The following is a 19,256-nucleotide window of genomic DNA, read 5'->3' on the forward strand; positions in this document are numbered from 1 at the left end:
GCCACGGCAGGGCTGCCCGCCCGGACCCCGGTCCGTCTTCCCACGGGAACCTCCCACCTCCCGAGCGCCACCATGCCCCCTACCGATCTTTCCCTGCAGATCCAGCTGCATCCCTTCGCCGACGGCGACGCCGTGGCCCAGGCGCTGGCGCAGGCCGTGGCCGACGACCTGCGCGCCGCCCTCGCCCTGCGCGGCAACGCCAGCCTCGCCCTGTCCGGCGGCACCACCCCGCGCCGCTTCCTGCAGGCCCTGTCGCAGCAGGCACTGGACTGGTCGCAGGTCACCGTCACCCTGGTCGACGAGCGCTGGGTCGCCGACGACCACGAGCGCTCCAACGCCCGCCTGCTGAAGGAATACCTGCTGCAGGGCGCCGCCGCGCAGGCCCGTTTCGTCCCCCTGTTCCGTCCCGCCGCCACCCCGGATGAGGTGCTGCAGGCCGTGGCCGCCGACCTGCCGCTGCCGCTGGATGTCGCCGTGCTGGGCATGGGTAGCGATGGCCATACCGCCTCGTTCTTCCCGGGCGGCGACCGCCTGGCCGAGGCCCTCGATCCGGCAGGCGACGCCGTGGTGCTGCCGATGCGCGCGCCCGGTGCCGGCGAACCCCGCATCACCCTCACCCTGCCCGTCCTGCGCGATGCCGGCCGCCTCTATCTGCATATCGAAGGCGGCGAGAAGCGCCAGGTGCTGCAGCAGGCACTGTCCGGCCAGGGCGGCGGCTCGGGTTATCCGATGCGCGCCGTGCTGCAGGCACTGGCGTCGCCGTTGCAGGTCTATCTGGCCTATTGAAGCCCGCTCCGGCCGTGCATGCCGCGTGTTTGCTTGAGGCAAACCGTGCCTCACCGCTTATAATGCCGCCTTGTCCGCGGCGCCCAGGCGTCCGGGTCTTGCCCGGACGGCCGGTACCGCAGTCCCGGGGCTCCCGTCATTCGTAGCCATGCATGGCCCCGGGCCATGCTGCCAAAGGTGGAAAGTGCGTAACTACGACCTCGAATTCCTCAAGCATTTCTCGATGGTGATCGGCTTCTTGGCCCTGGTCACCGCTGGCCTGATCGTCGGCGCGTACTTCCTGCACGGCACCCTGCCGCCGGAAGTGAACCCCAAGACCGTGCAGCTCACCGAAGCCCGCATCGCGCCCGCCGGCGCCGTGTATGCCGGCGAGACCGGTGCCGCCGCGCAGGCCGCGGCCGCCGCCGCCGCCAAGGCCGCCGCCGCTTCGCAGGTCGCCTATGGCGGCACCACCGACGGCAGCGTGATCTACCAGAACCTGTGCGGCGCCTGCCACACCAACGGCGTGGGCAAGGCCCCCATGCTGACGGCCGCCGGCATGGGCGCACGCGCCGGCAAGGGCAAGGACACGCTGTACAAGCACGCCATCGAAGGCTTCACCGGCCCGGACGGCGGCATCATGCCGGCCAAGGGCGGCAACCCGGCCCTGACCGACGAGCAGGTCCAGGTCACGGTCGACTGGATGCTGGCCAACGTGAAGTAAGGCCACACGCCTTCCGCAGAAAACGCCGCCTCCGGGCGGCGTTTCTGTTTCCGCCTTCCCGTCATGCATTGCGTTTACCCTTGCCACCTCGCTTTCCCGGTCCACCCACGATGACGCCTTCCCGCTCGCTGCTGTCGCTCGCCCTGCTCGCCACCTTGGCTTTGCCCGCCTGCGCGGCCACGCCGAAGGAACGCGTCACGCCCATCGGCCAGGTGCAGGGCGACGGCACGCGCAGCCCGCTGGAGGGCCAGACCGTCACCGTGGAAGGCGTGGTCACCGGCGCGTTCGTCGAGGGCCTGCGCGGGTTCTTCCTGCAGGACGCCGGTGACGGCAATGCGACGACCTCCGACGCGCTGTTCGTCGCGCTCGAAGAAGGCACACCCGCGCCCACCGTCAACGCAGGCGACCGCGTCCGCGTGCGCGGCGTGGTGGGCGAACGCAAGGCGGGCGGCAACGACACGCTCACCGCGCTGCATGCACCGGGGGTGCAGGCACGCGGCAAGGGTGGCATCGCGCCCGTCGTGCTGACCGCGCAGCCGGACGACTGGGAACCCTACGAAGGCATGCTCGTCCGCATCGATGCCCCGCTCACGCTGAGCGGCACCGATGCGCTGGGCCGTTTCGGCGAACTCACCACCAGCTTCGGCGGCCGCCTGTGGCAGCCCACCGAAATCGCCGCGCCCGGCAGTGCGGACGCCAAGCGCATCGTCGCGGACAACGCGCGCCGCACGCTGGTGCTGGACGACGGCAGCGCCCAGCGCGACCCCGCCGGCGTCTGGTACGTGAAGGACGGCCAGCCCCTGCGCACCGGCACCGCGGTGACCGGCGTGCAGGGCATCGTCGATGCGCGGCACGGCGGCTGGCGCCTGCAGCTGACCGCCGCGCCGACCATCGCCGCGCCGGAACGCCCGGCGGCACCGCAGGTCGCAGGCAACGTGCGCGTGGCCGCGTTCAACCTGGAAAACCTGTTCAACGGCGATGGCCAGGGCGGCGGCTTCCCCACCGAACGCGGCGCCAAGACGGCCGCGCAGTACCAGGCGCAGATGCAGAAGCTGGTCGGCACCATCCGCGGCCTGAACCCCGACATCGCCGCGCTGATGGAACTGGAGAACGACGGCTACGGCGCCGATTCCAGCCTGGCGCAGCTGGTCGCGGCACTGAACGCCGGCGGCGGCACGTGGCGCTTCATCGACGCCAAGCAGGGCCCGGGGCCGGACACCATCCGCGTGGGCATCATCTACCGCAGCGACAAGGTGAAGCCCACCGGCACACCCGCCACGCTGCAGGAAGGCCCATTCGGCGAACGCAGCCGCAGCCCGCTGGCGCAGGCGTTCGTGCGCGGCAAGAGTGCGCCCTTCGTCGTGGTCGCCAACCACTTCAAGTCGAAGGGCTGTTCGGAAAGCAGCGGCGCCGACGCCGACCAGAAGGACGGCGCCGGCTGCTGGAACGCGCTGCGCGTGGCGTCGTCCCAGCGCTTGGACGCGTGGCTGAAGACCGACCCCACCCGCACCCGCAGCGACCGCGTGGTCATGCTCGGCGACTTCAATGCCTACGCGATGGAAGACCCGATGCGCTGGTTGCGCGACGACGCGGGGTGGGTGGATGCGTTCAAGCAGGCCGGCATCGCACAGCCCTACAGCTACGTGTACAGCGGCCTCAGTGGCCGCCTCGACCACGCCCTGCTCACCCCGTCACTGGCGAAGCAGCTGCGCGGCGCCGCGGAGTGGCACATCAACGCCGACGAACAGGATGCGCAGGGCTACGCCGACGGCGACCCCGCCGTGCCCTACCGCAGCTCCGACCACGACCCGCTGCTGCTGGGCTTCGATCTCTGACGCAGGCCCAACGCGACGTCGCGGCGCGTCAGGCACCTTTCGATGGGTGCCGTCGAGGTAGTGAGGCGCGCTGGCGGAGCTCTCAAGTGAGATGACGAGGCTTTTATCTGCGTCGACGAGGCTTTCTTGTCCCTCGCCGAGGCTTTCAGCTGAGATGACGAGGCCTTGAGGTGAGATGACGAGGCTTTGAAGTGAGATGTCGCACCTTCGAGGTGCGTCGTCGAGGTTTTACTGTGCGATGACGAGGCTTATCTGTGAGCCGACGAGGCTTTCAACCGCGTTGACGCTGTTCCAAGGTGCGACGACGGAGAAAAAAGCCTCGCGCGCAGTGTTCGGAGCTGCGACGACGAGGAGAATTTCTTCGTCATGGAACAATAAGACTCCCCCGGTGCACGTCGCCCGCGGGACAACGGAGATCCCCTCTGCCGGGCAGCCCTTCCCCGGGTGCGCTGCGCTTACCCGGGCTACACGGACTCCGTCAGCAACGGATGCGCCCGGGTCCACCGTCATGACGGCCACGGATCGTTCGCGAAGGTGGGCTGGGGGAGCGCAGCCTACGGGTCCTGATGGTCCGGTTCACGGGACGTGTGGGCCACCTTCGACGCATTCCGCGCTTCGCATCCGTACGCCTTCCCTGCACCTCACCCCACCGGCGCAAACCGCCGCACCGCCTGCCCGTCCACCATCACGTCCCCGCAGAACATCGCGTACGGCCGCACCCACAAGCCGCCTTCACCATACAGCGCGCGGTACACCACCACCGGCTCCAGCGTCTCGCTGTGCCGCGCCACCGCGACCACGTCGTAGTCGTTGCCCTTGTAGTGGCGGTAAAGGCCGGGCGTCAGTTCGGGGAGGGCGGGGAGTGTGGCCATGCGTGTCCCTTGTGAATGAGTAGGGTGGGCCTTGGCCCACCGTGTCGAACATGGTCCCCCAGTGGAGCCTCAATACCCCGCCGCCTGCCCATCCTTGCGGCTTTCGCTGGCGCCGTAGTACACGCCGGTCTCCGGGTCGCGCTTGATGGCCTGGTAGCCGCCGTAGGGGCCGAGGGCCCATTCGACGTGGTGGCCTTTGTCCATCAGCGCGCGGATGGTTTCGTAGGGGAAGCCGGACTCCAGCTGCACCACGCCGCCGTCGGACATGGCGGTGGCCTGGCCGGTGGGTTCGGTGGAACCGTCGTGCTGGATGCGTGGCGCGTCGCCGGCTTCCTGCAGGTTCATGCCGAAGTCGACCAGGTTCATCACGATCTGCACGTGGCCCTGCGGCTGCATGGCGCCGCCCATCAGGCCGAAGCTGATGTGCGGCTTGCCGTCCTTGGTGATGAAGGCGGGGATGATGGTGTGGAACGGGCGCTTGCCGGGCGCGTAGCTGTTGGGGTGGCCTTCCTTCAGCACGAACATCTCGCCGCGGTCCTGCAGGATGAAGCCCAGGCCCGGCGGCGTCATGCCGCTGCCCATGCCGCGGTAGTTGGACTGGATCAGCGAAACCATCATGCCGTCCTTGTCGGCGACGGTCATGTAGATGGTGTCGCCTTCGTCCAGTTCCTTCGGCGTGCCGGGCTGCACTTCGCGCAGCACCTTGTCGGGCGAGATGAGCTTGGCGCGATCGCGCGCGTAGGGCTTGGAGATCAGTCGCGCGACCGGTGCGGCCTGGAAGGCGGGATCGGCGTACCAGCGCGCGCGGTCGGCGAAGGCCAGCTTCTTGGCTTCGACGAACAGGTGCACGTGCTCGGCGCTGCCGAAGCGAATCCTGCTGAAGTCGTAGCCTTCCAGCACGTTGAGCATCTGCAGCGCGGCGATGCCCTGGCCGTTGGGCGGCAGCTCCCACACGTCGTAGCCACGGTAGTTGGTGCTGACCGGCTGCACCCACTCGCCCGCGTGCGAGGCCATGTCGTCGTAGCTCAGGAAGCCGCCGTTGGCCTTGAAGTAGCTGTCGATGGTGCGCGCGATGTCGCCCTTGTAGAACGCATCACGGCCACCCTCGGCGATCTGCTGCAGCGTGTTGGCGAGGGACGGGTTCTTCCAGAGTTCGCCGGTGCGCGGCGCGCGGCCGCCGACGGTGAACTGCTCCTTGAAGCCGGGGAATTTCGACAGCCGCGGGACCGAGCGCTCCCAGTAGTAGGCGATGGTCTGGTGGACCGGGTGGCCTTCGCGCGCGTAGCGGATGGTGGGCGCCAGCACGTCCTGCATCGGCAGCTTGCCGAAGCGGCCATGCAGCGCGAACCAGGCATCCACGGTGCCGGGCACGCTGACCGGCAGCGGGCCGTGCGGCGGGATGTCGGTGATGCCCTGCTGCTCGACTACTTCAAGCAGCAGGGCATCACCGGCAGCGGGCCGTGCGGCGGGATGTCGGTGATGCCCTGCTGCTTGAAGTAGTCGAGCGTCAGCGATTTCGGCGAGCGGCCGGAACCGTTGTAGCCGTGCAGCTTCTTGGTCTTCGGGTCCCAGACGATGGCGAACAGGTCGCCGCCGATGCCGTTGCCGGTGGGTTCCATCAGGCCGAGTGCGGCATTGGCCGCGATGGCGGCATCCATCGCGGTGCCGCCCTGCTTCATCACGTCCAGCGCGATCTGCGTGGCGAGGGGATGCGAGGTGGCGGCCATCGCGTGCGGTGCGATGACTTCCGAGCGCGTGGCGAAATCACGGCCGGCGATGCGGTCGGCAGCCAGCGAAGGCAGGGACAGGGCAACGGCCAGACTGGCCGCCAGGCGGAGCTTGAGGGTTGCGCGCATGGTCACGACGGGCTGGCGCGCGGTGCGCGCCTTCACCCGTCGATGTTACGCGTTACGGCCAGCGCGGCGGGTTGGCCAGCCAGGCGGCGTGCACTTCGGCCAGCTTGGCGCGCTCGGCCTCGCTCCAGGCGGGCAGCATGCGGGCGAAGTTGGCCGGGTCGGTCCACTGGGTGGGCTCGGTGCGCACGGCGGCGCCGTACCACTCCACGGCCTCGGCCTTGCGGCCTTCCGACCACAGCCCCAGTGCCAGCGTGGGCGGCACCCAGGACGGCCCGCCGACGGTGGTCACCAGCGGCGCCCACTGCTGCACGGCCGGGCCGTATTCGCCCAGGCGGTACAGGTCCCAGCCGTAGTTCCAGCTGATGGACCGCCACACCGTGCCGCCGTTCTGCGTGCTGGCCAGCGCCTGCTGGTACAGCTGCTTGCCCAGGTCGACGCGGCCGTCGTTGATGGCCACATGCGCAAGCTGGGCGGTGGCTTCGACGATCCGGCGGCCACGCTCGCGCGCTTTGACCAGCTGGTCCACCAGCGCTTCGCCTTCCACGCCACTGACCACGACGATGGGTGCCGCGGAACGGTCCTCGTCGAAGTAGAACTCTTTCGGTTTGGGCAGGCTCTGCGCCTGCACGGAAAATGCGACCGACGCCAGCACGATGGCCAGCGACGCGATAAACCCCTTGTTCACGACAATCCCCTGCAACACTGATGACACCCCTCGCCCCATCCTAACCGCTGCAATGCACAACGGCGAAGTGATGGCCGTCACATAAAACGGCGCTGTTACAATGCGCGCCTTCGCGCCCGGGGGTTTTCGGGCCTCGCCAGCCGTTCCACGGGCCCGCCATGACCAGCACAGCAGAACTCACCTCCCCCTCGTCCGCCAATACGCCGCAGATCGGGGTGCTGGACAACGACTACACCCTCGAACACAAGTACACGCGCACCGATGGCCGCATCTACCTGAGCGGCGTGCAAGCGCTGGTGCGGCTGCCGCTGATGCAGCGCCTGCGCGACCAGGCGGCGGGTCTGAACACCGCCGGCTTCATCAGTGGTTACCGCGGCAGCCCGCTGGGCGGCTTCGACCTGGAGCTGTGGCGCGCGCGCAAGCATCTGGAAGCCGCGGCGGTGAAGTTCACCCCGGGCCTCAACGAAGACCTCGGCGCCACGATGGTGTGGGGCACGCAGCAGACCAACCTGTTCCCCGGTGCCAAGGTCGATGGCGTGTACTCGATGTGGTACGGCAAGGGGCCGGGCGTGGACCGCTGCGGCGACGTGTTCAAGCATGGCAACGCGGCGGGCACAAGCCAGCATGGCGGCGTGCTGGCGCTGGCGGCGGACGACCACAACTGCCGCAGCTCCACGTTGCCGCACGGGTCGGAGGACGAATTCGTCAGCGCGATGATGCCGGTGCTGAACCCGGCGGGCGTGCAGGACATCCTGGACCTGGGCCTGGTGGGCTGGGCGATGAGCCGCTACACCGGCCGCTGGATCGGCTTCAAGACGATCGCCGAGACGGTGGAATCGTCGGCGTCGGTGCAGGTGGATCCGTTCGCGCGCACCATCGTGCTGCCGGAAGACTTCGACATGCCGATGGGCGGGCTGAACATCCGTTGGCCCAACCCGCCGCTGGACCAGGAGATGCGCCTGCACAAGTACGCGGTCGCCGCCGCGCAGGCGTTCGCCCGCGCCAACAACGTCGACCGCATCGTGCTGGATTCGCCGCGTGCGCGGCTGGGCATCGTCACCACCGGCAAGAGCTACCTGGACGTGCTGCAGGCGCTGGAATACCTGGGCCTGGACGAACAGGCCTGCGCCGACATCGGCATCCGCGTCTACAAGGTCGGCATGACCTGGCCGCTGGAGCCGGTGGGCATCGCCAACTTCGCCAGGGGGCTGGAAGACATCGTGGTGGTGGAGGAGAAGCGTGCCTTCATCGAGCGGCAGATGAAGGAGTACTTCTACAACTGGCCGGCCAATGCGGGCACGCGCCCGTCCATCGTCGGCAAGTACGACGAGGCCGGCGAGTGGATCCTGCCGAGCACCGGCGAACTGACCCCGGCCACCATCGCCGGCGTGATCGGCCGCCGCATCCAGCGCTTCTTCACGACCGAATCGATCGAACAGCGCCTGCGCTGGATGGAGGACAAGGAGGCCGAAATGGCGCTGCCACGCGCCAACTTCCCGCGCGTGCCGCATTACTGCAGCGGCTGCCCGCACAACACCTCGACGGTGGTGCCGGAAGGCTCGCGTGCGCTCGGCGGCATCGGCTGCCACTACATGGTGACGTGGATGGACCGCGACACCGACACCTTCACGCACATGGGCGGCGAAGGCGTGACGTGGTCCGGGCAGGCGCCGTTCACCGAGACCGAGCACGTCTTCCAGAACCTGGGCGACGGCACGTTCTTCCACTCCGGCTCGCTGGCGGTGCGCCAGTCGGTGGCCACCGGGGTGAACATCACCTACAAGATCCTCTACAACGACGCCGTGGCGATGACCGGCGGCCAGCCGGTGGACGGCACGCTGTCGGTGCCGCAGATCGCGCACATGATGCGCGCCGAGGGCGTGGACACGATCGTCGTGGTCAGCGACGAGATCGGCAAGTGGAGCAAGCGCGAACTCTTCCCGACCGGCGTGGAGTTCTTCGACCGCGGCCGCCTGGACGAGGTGCAGAAGCAGCTGCGCACGGTCAAGGGCGTGTCCATCCTGATCTACGACCAGGTCTGCGCCACCGAGAAGCGTCGCCGCCGCAAGCGCGGCAAGCTGCCGGACCCGGCCAAGCGCACGATGGTCAACACGCTGGTCTGCGAAGGCTGCGGCGACTGCGGCGTGAAGAGCTTCTGCGTGTCGGTGCTGCCGAAGGAAACCGAGTTCGGCCGCAAGCGCGAGATCGACCAGTCCAACTGCAACAAGGACTTCCGCTGCGTCGACGGCTTCTGCCCCAGCTTCGTCACCGTGCATGGCGGCACGCCGCGCAAGGGCAAGAAAGCCAATGCGGCCGACCTGCTGGCCTCGCTGCCTGCCCCGGTGGTGAAGTCCGACCTGGCGCAGCCCTGGAACATCCTCATCACCGGCGTCGGTGGCACCGGCGTGGTGACCATCGGCGCGTTGCTCGGCATGGCCGGCCACCTGGAAGGCAAGGGTGCCAGCGTGCTCGACCAGACCGGCCTGGCGCAGAAGGGCGGCGCGGTGACCACGCACATCCGCATCGCGCGCACGCCGGAAGACATCCACGCCGTGCGCATCGCCGCGGGCGAAGCCGACCTGGTGCTGGGCTGCGACATGGTGGTGGTCAACGACTACTGGGTGCTGTCGAAGGTACGCGGCGAGCGCTCGCAGGTGGTGCTGAACACCTATGAGGCGATGCCGGGCACGTTCACCACGCATCCGGACATGCAGTTCCCGGCCACCGACATCGTCGCCGGCGTGAAGGTCGCGCTGGGTGGCCGCGAGCCGATGCTGGTCGATGCCACGCAGATCGCAACCGCACTGATCGGCGACGCGATCGGCAGCAACCTTTTCATGCTGGGCTACGCCTGGCAGCAGGGCCTGGTGCCGATCTCGTTCGACGCCATCATGCGCGCCGTCGAGCTCAATGGCGCCGCCATCGAGATGAACAAGACGGCCTTCGCGTGGGGCCGGCTGGCCGTGGTGAACCCGCAGGCGGTGCAGGAAGCCGCCGGCCTGATCCACAACACGCAGACCGAGAGCGAGCGCACGCCGGGCACGCTGCAGATCCTGCCGCCGGGCGAGTGGGAAAGCACCGAGTGGGGTTCCAACGCCGCGCTGCGCACGCCGGACAACGAGAACGAACTGCGCGGCCTGCCGGAAGGCAGTGCGGGCAACGGCGACAACGTGGCCTTCCTGCCGCTGGACGACCTGCGCCTGTCGCGCTCGCTGGACGAGCTGATCACGCGCCGCTCGGCCTTCCTCACCGACTACCAGGACAGCGCCTACGCCCGGCGCTACACCGACCTCGTCGCGAAGGTACGTGCGGCCGAGAACGTGAAGGCGCCGGGTTCCACCGCGCTGACCGAGGCCGTGGCCCGCTATTTCTTCAAGCTGATGGCCTACAAGGACGAGTACGAAGTCGCGCGCCTGTACACCAGCGGTGATTTCCAGCGCCGGCTGCAGCAGCAGTTCGATGGCGACTACCAGGTGCGTTTCCACCTGGCGCCGCCGCTGCTGGCCAAGAAGGACGCGCAGGGTCGCCTGATCAAGAAGGAATACGGCCCGTGGATGTTCAAGGCCTTCGGCCTGCTGGCGAAGCTGCGCTTCCTGCGCGGCGGCACGTTCGACGTGTTCGGTTACACCGACGAGCGCAAGAGCGAGCGCCAGCTGATCGCCGACTACGAAAAGACCGTCGCTGAACTGCTGGCCGCGCTGGATGGCGGCAAGCTGGGCCTGGCGGTGGAGATCGCCAGCATCCCCGAGCACATCCGCGGCTATGGCCACGTCAAGGAAAAGCACCTGCACGCGGCGAAGGCACGCGAGGCGGAACTGCTGGCGACCTGGCGCAACCCGAGGGCGCTGCACATCGTGCAGGCGGCCTAAGACGAAGACCCCCGCTCCGGCGGGGGTTTTTGTTTGCGTCGCGTGCGCCGTGCGCACGAACTCCGTTACCTCCGCGAGTCCTGTGGGAGCGACGTGAGTCGCGAACGCGGATTGAAGAGACCTTTCGACACGGATCCGAGGCGGATGGCGGCCGATGCCGTGCCTGAAACCTTCGCTTGCGATCCGCTGTAGTCACGCTCATTTGTATCGAACGAACGCTTCCGGTCCACGGTCGCGACTCACGTCGCTCCTACAGGGTTTTCCGTTTGTACCAGACCAGGCAGCGATTGTTGGCCGGCATGGCGTTGTCTTCGACCAAGGACAGGCCGATGCTGCGCGCCAGCGCATCGACGGCTTCGAAGTCGCGGATGCCGGACGCGGGATCGCGGTCCTTCAGCCACTGCTCGAACGCACGGTTGCTGTCGCTGGTGAAGTCGCCGCCGTAGTTGAACGGGCCATAGACCACCAGCAAGCCGTTGTCGTCCAGCACCGCGGCGACCCCTGCGAAGAACGCCTGCACCTGCGGCCAGCCCATGATGTGCAGGCTGTTGGCGGTGAAGACCGCATCGAACCTGGCCTCGGGCCAAGGTCCGTCCACGTCGAGTCCGATCACGGGCGGTGTGTTCGGCAGTCCCGCTTCGTCCAGCCACATCGTGATGCCGGGCAGGTTGTCGGCCCGGTCGCTGCATTGCCATGACAGCCACGGCATCGCCGCGGCGAAATGTACGGCGTGCTGGCCGGTACCGCTGCCGACCTCGAGGACACGCCGCGTGTCGTCGAGGTGGCGCTGCAACACCTCCAGGATCGGCCCCTGGTTGCGCGCGCAGGAAGGCGCGAACGGCTTACCGCTCATGGAACGTCGCGCGTGCCAGGCACGCGACCCCTTGATCCTTCCGACGACGCGTCGACGTGCGCATGGCGCACGCTACGCCGAACGCACGTAGAAGCGTTTCGCGCCGCCTTCGCCCGCGCGCTCCTCGACGGTGAAGTGCCGCGGATGCGCCTTCATCAGGTCGCTGAGCTTCTTGTGGCCATACAGGCGGGTGTCGAAATCAGGACGCACCTTGCTGAGGTAGCTGCCGACGCTGCCGAGGAAGGCCCAGCCCTGGTCGTCGCTGGCTTCCTCGATGGCCTGGCGGATCAGCCGCAGCGGCAGGGATTCGTGCCGGGCCTGGTCCGGCGCTGGCGCGGCGGTGGGTTCGGCCTGGGCGGCGGGCTTCTTCGCCACCGGCTTCGCGGATTTTTTCGCCGGCTTGGCCGGCGGTGGCGGCGGCGCGGGCACTTCGCTGCGCAGCACTTCCACGTAGATGAACTTGTCGCAGGCCTGCACGAAGGCGTCCGGCGTCTTGCGCTCGCCGAAGCCGTAGACGGTCAGCCCTTCCTCGCGCAGGCGCTGGGCCAGGCGGGTGAAGTCGCTGTCGCTGGAGACCAGGCACACGCCGTCGAAGCGCCGCGTGTACATCAGGTCCATCGCGTCGATGATCAGCGAACTGTCGGTGGCGTTCTTGCCGCTGGTATAGGCGAACTGCTGCACCGGGTTGATCGAATGCTTCAGCAGCGCCTGCTTCCACTGCGTCATGCGCGTGCTGGTGAAGTCGCCGTAGATGCGCTTCACGCTGGCCACGCCGTACTTGGCCACTTCCGCCAGCAGGCCTTCGATCACGGCGGGCTGGGCGTTGTCGGCGTCGATCAGCACGGCGAGCCGCAGCTGTTCGTCGTCGTTCTCGGGCCTGACGGCCGGGCGGGATTTCATGCGGGCCGATTCCTGTGCGGGATGAGGCGCATTGTGCACCACGTGGCCGGGACATGACCGCGGTCACTTGACGCTGCCGCGCGCGCCGACGACAGTCAGGCGGCTTATTCCACCGGATCCGGGCATGCAACGACGCGACTTCCTCACCCTCGGCGGCCTGACCCTGGCAGGGCTGGCGCTTCCCGGCACGCGCGTGATCGCCGCCGAAGCGCTGCTGGAACCGGGCAACGTGGCGCAGAAGAAGCGACTGGCCGATGCGGCGCTGGCCGCCGCCACGGCCGCTGGCGCCACCTATTGCGACGTGCGCATCGGCCGTTACCTGCGGCAATCGCTGATCACCCGCGAGGACAAGGTGCAGAACGTGGTGAACACCGAATCCTCCGGCATCGGCGTGCGTGTGATCGCGCAGGGCGCCTGGGGATTCGCCGCGACCAACGAGCAGACCCCCGACGGCGTCGCCGCCGCGGCGCGGCAGGCCGTGGCCATCGCCCGCGCGAATGCCCGCATCCAGGGCAAGCCGGTGCAGCTGGCGCCGCTCAAGGGCGTGGGCGAGGTGGCGTGGAAGACGCCGATCGTGAAGAACGCGATGGCGGTGCCGGTGAAGGAGAAGGTGGACCTGCTGCTGGGCGCGAACGCCACCGCGCTGGCCGCGGGCGCCAGCTTCGCGGCCTCGCGCATGTTCGTCATCAACGAGCAGAAGTACTTCGCCAGCACCGACGGGTCGTACATCGACCAGGACGTGCACCGCATCTGGGTGCCTTTCACCGTCACCGTGGTCGACCAGGCCAGCGGCCGGTTCAAGACGCGCGACGGGCTGTCCGCACCGATGGGCATGGGCTACGAGTACCTGGACGCCAACCCGCAGGACAAGTTCGCGCTGCCGGGGGGCGTGGTGGCCTACGGCGCGTCATACGACCTGCGCGAGGACATCGTCGCGGCCGCCAGGCAGGCGCGCGCCAAGCTGACCGCCCCGTCGGTGAAGCCCGGCAAGTACGACCTGGTGGTGGACCCGTCCAACCTGTTCCTGACCATCCACGAAAACGTCGGCCATCCGCTGGAACTGGATCGCGTGCTGGGCTACGAGGCCAATTACGCCGGCACCAGTTTCGCCACGCTGGACAAGCGCGAGCAGCGCTTCCAGTGGGGCAGCCCGATCGTCAACTTCACCGCCGACAAGGTCGAGGCCCGCAGCCTGGGCGCGGTGGGTTACGACGACGAGGGTGTGAAGACCCGGCGCTGGGACCTGGTCAAGGACGGCGTGCTGGTCAATTACCAGGCCACCCGCGACGAAGTGCACATCCTGGGCGAGAGCGCCTCGCATGGCTGCAGCTATGCCGATTCGTGGAGCAGCGTGCAGTTCCAGCGCATGGCCAACGTGTCGCTGGCACCGGGCAAGGCGCCGCTGACGGTGGCCGAGATGGTCAAGGACGTGGAGAACGGCATCTACATCCACGGCCGCGGCTCGTATTCCATCGACCAGCAGCGCTACAACGCCCAGTTCGGCGGGCAGCTGTACTTCGAGATCAGGAACGGCCAGGTGACGCGGCAGATCGAAGACGCCGCGTACCAGATCCGCACGCCGGAGTTCTGGAACGCCTGCACGGCCATCTGCGACGAGCGCGACTACCGCCTGGGCGGTTCGTTCTTCGACGGCAAGGGCCAGCCCAGCCAGGTGTCGGCCGTCTCGCACGGCTCGTCCACCACCCGCTTCAACGGCATCAACATCATCAACACGGCACGATCCCTCGGGTGAACCCGGCGCCGATGGCGGTCACGGTACGTGCATCCGCCCGCCATCTATGCCGAAAGTCATTTGACGCCCTCTCCACGGCGGCGCAAGAATCGGGGCTGCTCCTGCGGGGTCCCATGCAGGCGCCGTGCTTCCGTCGCAATTCCCCTCCCGTGCCTTGCACGGGTCCCACTGGTGGAGAACAGCCTTGCAACGACGTGACTTCCTGACCCTGACGGGTCTCAGCGTGGGCGGCCTGATGGTGCCGTCCTTCCTTGGCAAGGCCATTGCCGCCGAACAGTTGCAGTCCACCCTGGACGTGGCGTTCAAGAAGCGCCTGGCCGACGCCGCGCTGGCGGCAGCCACCGGCGCGGGCGCGACCTACTGCGACGTGCGCATCGGCCGCTACCTGCGGCAGTTCGTGATCACCCGCGAGGACAAGGTGCAGAACGTGGTGAACACCGAGTCCACCGGTGCCGGCGTGCGCGTCATCGCCAACGGTGCCTGGGGCTTCGCCGCGACCAACACGCTCACCGCCGACGGCATCGCCGCCGCCGCGCGCCAGGCCACCGCCATCGCCAAGGCCAACAGCAAGGTGCAGACCAGCCCGGTGCAGCTGGCCGCGGCCAAGGGCGTGGGCGAGGTGTCGTGGAAGACGCCGATCCGGAAGAACGCGATGGAAGTGCCGCTGAAGGACAAGGTGGACCTGCTGCTGGGCGTCAATGCCGCGGCGGTCAATGCCGGCGCCGACTTCGTCAACTCGATGATGTTCCTGGTCAACGAGCAGAAGTACTTCGCCAGCACCGACGGTTCCTACATCGACCAGGACGTGCACCGCATCTGGGTGCCGATGACGGTCACCGCCATCGACAAGGCCAGCGGCAAGTTCCGCACCCGCGATGGCCTGTCCTCGCCGATGGGCATGGGCTACGAATACCTGGACGGCGATGCCGGGCAGAAGTACACCACCCCCAACGGCGTGGTGAATTACGGCCTGTCCTACGACATGAAGGAAGACGCCATCGCCTCGGCCAAGCAGGCGCGCGCCAAGCTGACCGCGCCGTCGGTGAAGCCGGGCAAGTACGACCTGGTGCTGGACCCCTCGCACACCTGGCTGACCATCCATGAGAACGTCGGCCATCCGCTGGAACTGGATCGCGTGCTGGGCTACGAGGCCAACTACGCCGGCACCAGTTTCGCCACGCTGGACAAGCGCGAGCAGCGCTTCCAGTACGGCAGCGACATCGTCAATCTGTTCGCCGACAAGGTGCAGCCCGGCAGCCTGGGTGCCGTCGGCTACGACGACGAGGGCGTGAAGACCAAGCGCTGGGACTTGGTGAAGGAAGGCAAGCTGGTCGACTACCAGACCATCCGCGACCAGGCCCACATCCTGGGCAAGACCGAATCCGACGGCTGCTGCTACGCCGATTCCTGGAGCAGCGTGCAGTTCCAGCGCATGGCCAACGTGTCGCTGGCGCCCGGCAAGGCCAAGCTGAGCGTGGCCGACATGATCAAGGACGTCGAGGACGGCATCTACATCATCGGCGACGGCTCGTTCTCCATCGACCAGCAGCGCTACAACGCGCAGTTCGGCGGCCAGCTGTTCTACGAGATCAAGAAGGGCGAGATCACCCGCCAGATCGAGGACGTGGCCTACCAGATCCGCACGCCGGAATTCTGGGCCGGCTGCGTGGCCATCTGCGACGAGAGCGACTACCGCCTGGGTGGTTCGTTCTTCGACGGCAAGGGCCAGCCCGGCCAGGTGTCGGCGGTCTCGCACGGTTCCTCGACCGCGCGCTTCAACGGCATGAATGTCATCAACACCGCCCGCTCGCTCGGCTGACCGGCGCTTAAGGAGATCACCAGAACATGAGCATCCTCACCGAAGAGCAGGCCAAGGCCATCCTGGACAAGGTCATCAAGCTGTCCAAGGCCGATGAATGCACCGCGTCCCTCACCGGATCGGTCGACGGCAACATCCGCTTCGCGCTGAACAACGTCTCCACCAGCGGCATCGTCAGCAACACCGACCTGGCCGTACAGGTGGCGTTCGGCAAGCGCACCGGCGTGGCCACCATCAACGAGTTCGACGACGCTTCGCTGGAGCGCGTGGTCCGGCGTGCCGAAGACCTGGCGCGGCTGGCGCCGGAGAATCCGGAGTTCATGCCAGCCGTCGAGAAGCAGACCTACAAGGCCTCGCCGACCTTCAGCGAATCCACCGCCGCCATCACGCCCGAGTTCCGCGCGCAGGTGGCCGCCGATTCCATCGGCCCGTGCAAGGCGGAGAAGCTGATCGCCGCCGGCTTCCTGGAAGACGGCCAGAGCTTCGTCGCCTTCGCCAACAGCAAGGGCAACTTCGGCTACCAGAAGGCGACCGCGTTCAACTACACCTGCACGGTGCGCACCGAGGACGGCCGCGGTTCCGGCTGGGTCGGCCGCAACCTGAAGGACGCCAGCGACTTCAAGGCGGACAGCGACATCCGCACGGCGATGCGCAAGGCCAGCGAGTCGGCGGAAGCCAAGGCGCTGGAACCGGGCAAGTACACGGTGATCCTGGAACCGGCCGCGGCCGCGGGCCTGATCTCCTTCATGATGAACTTCTTCGATGCGCGCCAGGCCGATGAGGGCCGCAGCTTCCTGTCCAAGAAGGGCGGCGGCAACAAGCTGGGCGAGCAGGTCTACGATCCGCGCGTGAACATCAGCGCCGACCCGTGGCACCCGGATGCCGCGGTGATGCCGTGGGACAGCGAAGGCCTGCCGCGCGAGAAGATGCCCATCGTCGAGAACGGCAAGGTGGTCAACCTGGAGTACTCGCGCTTCTGGGCACAGAAGCAGGGCAAGCGTGCGATCGGTTCGCCAGGCAACCTGCTGGTGGCCGGCGGCACCAAGTCCACCGCGGACCTGGTGAAGGGCACGCAGAAGGGCATCCTGGTCACGCGCACGTGGTACATCCGCATGGTGGACCCGCAGACCGTGCTGCTGACCGGCCTGACCCGCGACGGCACGTTCTACATCGAGAACGGGCAGATCAAGTACCCGGTGAAGAATTTCCGCTTCAACGAATCGCCGGTGATCATGCTCAACAACATCGAAGAGCTCGGCAAGCCGGTGCGCGTGGCCGGCGACGAGTCCAGCTTCGTGATGATGATCCCGCCGATGAAGCTGCGCGACTTCACGTTCACGTCGCTGTCGGACGCGGTGTAACGCTTTCTCCTTCTCCCCTCGGGAGAAGGTGCCCGAAGGGCGGATGAGGGGCGAGCGCAGTCCCATGATGCCTGAACCGTCAGGACTCCATCGCCCCTCACCCCAACCCCTCTCCCGCCGGGAGAGGGGCTCTCAGAGACTCCCGGCTTTGCTCCACTCCCGGCTAACGCGAGCACAATTCCTGCACCTGATGCTCGGCGGCATGGTGACGGCGGCATTGCCCCGGCAAGCACGCGCCGCCGGCGCCTACGACTTCTGGTTCACGCGCCTGAAGTACGACTCCGGCGACTGGGACGTGGACGCGCGCATGCCGTCCAACCTGATCACGTCGCTGATCGACTACACCACCCTGCGCGTGGACCCGAAGGAGCACGTGCTGGCGCTGTCCGACCCGCGCATGCTGACGGCACCGTTCTGCTACCTGGCCGGGCACAAGCTGGTGGAATTCAACCCGGCCGAGCGGCGCAACTTCGAACGGTACGTGCGCAATGGCGGCTTCGTGTTCGTGGACGACTGCAACCACGACATCGACGGCCTGTTCGCCAAGTCGTTCGAAGCGCAGATGGCGTCGATCTTCGGTGCGAAGGCGATGAAGAAACTGCCGAACACGCATGCCATCTACCGGAGTTTCTTCAAGTTCGACGGCCCGCCGGCCACCAGCTTCGAACTCAACGGCTGGGGCGACGACCTGGTGCACGAATACCTGCAGGGCATCGAGATCAACGGCCGCCTCGGCGTGCTCTACAGCAACAAGGACTACGGCTGCGAGTGGGACTACGACTGGCGCAACAAGCGCTTCCTGGCCGAGGACAACACCAAGTTCGGCGTCAATCTCGTGATCTATGCGCTGACGACATGATGCCTGCCACACGTAGAGCGGAGCCTGCTCCGCTGATTTTCGCGACACGTTCAAAAAGACAGCGGAGCACGCTCCGCTCTACACCCTCGACGGAATCCGAATGAACGCCATCACCGAATCCGAGCTGCAGCAACAACTCGCCCGCCTGGGCGAACTCCGTGCCGCCATCGGCCAGGCCATCGTCGGCCAGCAGGACGTGGTCGAGCAGTTGCTGATCGGCCTGCTGGCCGGTGGCCACTGCCTGCTCGAAGGCGTGCCCGGCCTGGGCAAGACGCTGCTGGTGCGCTCGCTGGGCCAGGCGCTGCACCTGCAGTTCCGCCGCGTGCAGTTCACCCCCGACCTGATGCCCAGCGACATCCTGGGCACCGAGCTGCTGGAAGAGGACCACGGCACCGGCCATCGCCATTTCCGGTTCCAGCCGGGCCCGATCTTCACCAACCTGCTGCTGGCCGACGAACTCAACCGCACGCCACCCAAGACTCAGGCCGCGCTGCTGGAGGCGATGCAGGAACGCACCGTCAGCTACGCAGGCACCACGCATGCGCTGCCCTCGCCGTTCTTCGTGCTGGCCACGCAGAACCCGCTGGAGCAGGCCGGCACCTACCCGCTGCCGGAAGCACAGCTGGACCGTTTCCTGCTGCACATCCGCGTGGACTATCCCAGCGAGCAGGAAGAGCACGACATCCTGGCGCAGACCACCGGCCGCGCCGGCGGCGACGTGCCGCGGGTGATGGACGGCGAGGAGGTGCTCGCCCTGCAGGCGCGCGTGCGCGACGTGCACGTCGGCGAAGACCTGCTGCGCTGGATCACCCGCCTGGTCCGCTCCAGCCGTCCGGCCGACGGCGTGCCCGAGGACGTGCGCAAGTACGTGCGCTGGGGCGCCGGTCCGCGCGCCGGGCAATCGCTGGTGCTTGCCGCGAAGGCGCGTGCGCTGCTGCACGGCCGTCTGGCCGCGACGCGCGAGGACATCGCCGCCCTGGCCGCACCGGTGATGCGTCACCGCCTGCTGCTGTCCTTCGCCGCCGAGGCCGAGCAGAAGAGTGCCGACGACGTGATCGCCGCCCTGCTGCGCGGCGTGCCGTTCCCCGGCGCCTGAGCGACGCCG

13 protein-coding genes and 1 pseudogene are annotated in these 19,256 nt (G+C 67.8%); 9 read left to right on the plus strand and 5 right to left on the minus strand.

Features of this window, described 5'->3' with window-relative positions:
• Positions 1-72: 72 nt before the first annotated feature.
• The 3 genes from pgl to OVA13_RS13355 all read left to right on the plus strand — a co-directional run bounded on the left by pgl (position 73) and on the right by OVA13_RS13355 (position 3,324).
• Positions 73-786 (plus strand): 6-phosphogluconolactonase, encoded by a 714-nt coding sequence (gene pgl / locus OVA13_RS13345; RefSeq protein WP_267790953.1) that lies wholly within the window; start codon positions 73-75, stop codon positions 784-786.
• Positions 787-970: 184 nt separating this feature from the next.
• Positions 971-1,489 (plus strand): c-type cytochrome, encoded by a 519-nt coding sequence (locus OVA13_RS13350; RefSeq protein ID WP_267790954.1) that lies wholly within the window; start codon positions 971-973, stop codon positions 1,487-1,489.
• A 110-nt stretch (positions 1,490-1,599) separates the two neighbouring features.
• Complete coding sequence (locus OVA13_RS13355) at positions 1,600-3,324, plus strand: ExeM/NucH family extracellular endonuclease (RefSeq protein WP_267790955.1); 1,725 nt, start codon at positions 1,600-1,602, stop codon at positions 3,322-3,324.
• A 641-nt stretch (positions 3,325-3,965) separates the two neighbouring features.
• Here the strand turns inward: OVA13_RS13355 and OVA13_RS13360 are convergent.
• The 3 genes and pseudogenes from OVA13_RS13360 to OVA13_RS13370 all read right to left on the minus strand — a co-directional run bounded on the left by OVA13_RS13360 (position 3,966) and on the right by OVA13_RS13370 (position 6,737).
• Positions 3,966-4,196, minus strand: coding sequence for a DUF1653 domain-containing protein (locus OVA13_RS13360; protein WP_267790956.1), 231 nt, complete (start codon positions 4,194-4,196; stop codon positions 3,966-3,968).
• A gap of 69 nt (positions 4,197-4,265) precedes the next feature.
• Positions 4,266-6,052: pseudogene (ggt, locus tag OVA13_RS13365) on the minus strand (gamma-glutamyltransferase).
• 52 nt (positions 6,053-6,104) lie between these two features.
• Complete coding sequence (locus OVA13_RS13370; RefSeq protein ID WP_267790957.1) at positions 6,105-6,737, minus strand: tetratricopeptide repeat protein; 633 nt, start codon at positions 6,735-6,737, stop codon at positions 6,105-6,107.
• A gap of 158 nt (positions 6,738-6,895) precedes the next feature.
• On the opposite strand from OVA13_RS13370, the gene OVA13_RS13375 reads away from it, so the two are divergent.
• Positions 6,896-10,606, plus strand: a complete 3,711-nt coding sequence (locus tag OVA13_RS13375; RefSeq protein ID WP_267790958.1) for an indolepyruvate ferredoxin oxidoreductase family protein — start codon at positions 6,896-6,898, stop codon at positions 10,604-10,606.
• Between the two features lie 250 nt (positions 10,607-10,856).
• Here the strand turns inward: OVA13_RS13375 and OVA13_RS13380 are convergent, their stop codons facing one another.
• A complete protein-coding gene (locus OVA13_RS13380) occupies positions 10,857-11,459 on the minus strand; it encodes a DUF938 domain-containing protein (protein WP_267790959.1) in 603 nt (200 codons plus the stop codon).
• Positions 11,460-11,531: 72 nt separating this feature from the next.
• Positions 11,532-12,359 carry an NYN domain-containing protein gene (locus OVA13_RS13385; protein WP_267790960.1) on the minus strand — a complete coding sequence of 276 codons (828 nt, stop codon included), beginning with the start codon at positions 12,357-12,359 and terminating at the stop codon, positions 11,532-11,534.
• 124 nt (positions 12,360-12,483) lie between these two features.
• Here OVA13_RS13385 and OVA13_RS13390 point away from each other — a divergent pair, with 124 nt between their 5' ends.
• The 5 genes from OVA13_RS13390 (at position 12,484) to OVA13_RS13410 (ending at position 19,247) form a co-directional block, all read left to right on the plus strand.
• Positions 12,484-14,112 (plus strand): TldD/PmbA family protein, encoded by a 1,629-nt coding sequence (locus OVA13_RS13390; RefSeq protein ID WP_267790961.1) that lies wholly within the window; start codon positions 12,484-12,486, stop codon positions 14,110-14,112.
• A gap of 184 nt (positions 14,113-14,296) precedes the next feature.
• The gene (locus OVA13_RS13395) at positions 14,297-15,931 is read left to right on the plus strand and encodes a TldD/PmbA family protein (RefSeq protein WP_267790962.1); all 1,635 of its coding nucleotides are present in this window, start codon (positions 14,297-14,299) and stop codon (positions 15,929-15,931) included.
• Positions 15,932-15,957: 26 nt separating this feature from the next.
• Positions 15,958-17,292, plus strand: a complete 1,335-nt coding sequence (locus OVA13_RS13400) for a TldD/PmbA family protein (protein ID WP_267790963.1) — start codon at positions 15,958-15,960, stop codon at positions 17,290-17,292.
• 190 nt (positions 17,293-17,482) lie between these two features.
• Positions 17,483-18,151, plus strand: a complete 669-nt coding sequence (locus tag OVA13_RS13405; protein WP_267790964.1) for a DUF4159 domain-containing protein — start codon at positions 17,483-17,485, stop codon at positions 18,149-18,151.
• 100 nt (positions 18,152-18,251) lie between these two features.
• Positions 18,252-19,247: an AAA family ATPase gene (locus OVA13_RS13410; protein WP_267790965.1), complete on the plus strand. Its 996-nt coding sequence runs from the start codon at positions 18,252-18,254 to the stop codon at positions 19,245-19,247.
• Positions 19,248-19,256 lie beyond the last annotated feature (9 nt).

Origin of the sequence: Pseudoxanthomonas sp. SL93, assembly GCF_026625825.1 — a bacterium.
Taxonomy (GTDB): Bacteria; Pseudomonadota; Gammaproteobacteria; order Xanthomonadales; family Xanthomonadaceae; genus Pseudoxanthomonas_A.

What these genes read in the sequence shown, in the direction of transcription:
- pgl (WP_267790953.1), top strand. Translation starts at nt 73, where the DNA reads ATGCCCCCTACCGATCTTTCCCTGCAGATCCAGCTGCATCCCTTCGCC.
- OVA13_RS13355 (WP_267790955.1), top strand. Translation starts at nt 1,600, where the DNA reads ATGACGCCTTCCCGCTCGCTGCTGTCGCTCGCCCTGCTCGCCACCTTG.
- OVA13_RS13360 (WP_267790956.1), bottom strand. Translation starts at nt 4,196, where the DNA reads ATGGCCACACTCCCCGCCCTCCCCGAACTGACGCCCGGCCTTTACCGC.
- OVA13_RS13375 (WP_267790958.1), top strand. Translation starts at nt 6,896, where the DNA reads ATGACCAGCACAGCAGAACTCACCTCCCCCTCGTCCGCCAATACGCCG.
- OVA13_RS13380 (WP_267790959.1), bottom strand. Translation starts at nt 11,459, where the DNA reads ATGAGCGGTAAGCCGTTCGCGCCTTCCTGCGCGCGCAACCAGGGGCCG.
- OVA13_RS13385 (WP_267790960.1), bottom strand. Translation starts at nt 12,359, where the DNA reads ATGAAATCCCGCCCGGCCGTCAGGCCCGAGAACGACGACGAACAGCTG.
- OVA13_RS13390 (WP_267790961.1), top strand. Translation starts at nt 12,484, where the DNA reads ATGCAACGACGCGACTTCCTCACCCTCGGCGGCCTGACCCTGGCAGGG.
- OVA13_RS13400 (WP_267790963.1), top strand. Translation starts at nt 15,958, where the DNA reads ATGAGCATCCTCACCGAAGAGCAGGCCAAGGCCATCCTGGACAAGGTC.
- OVA13_RS13405 (WP_267790964.1), top strand. Translation starts at nt 17,483, where the DNA reads ATGCTCGGCGGCATGGTGACGGCGGCATTGCCCCGGCAAGCACGCGCC.
- OVA13_RS13410 (WP_267790965.1), top strand. Translation starts at nt 18,252, where the DNA reads ATGAACGCCATCACCGAATCCGAGCTGCAGCAACAACTCGCCCGCCTG.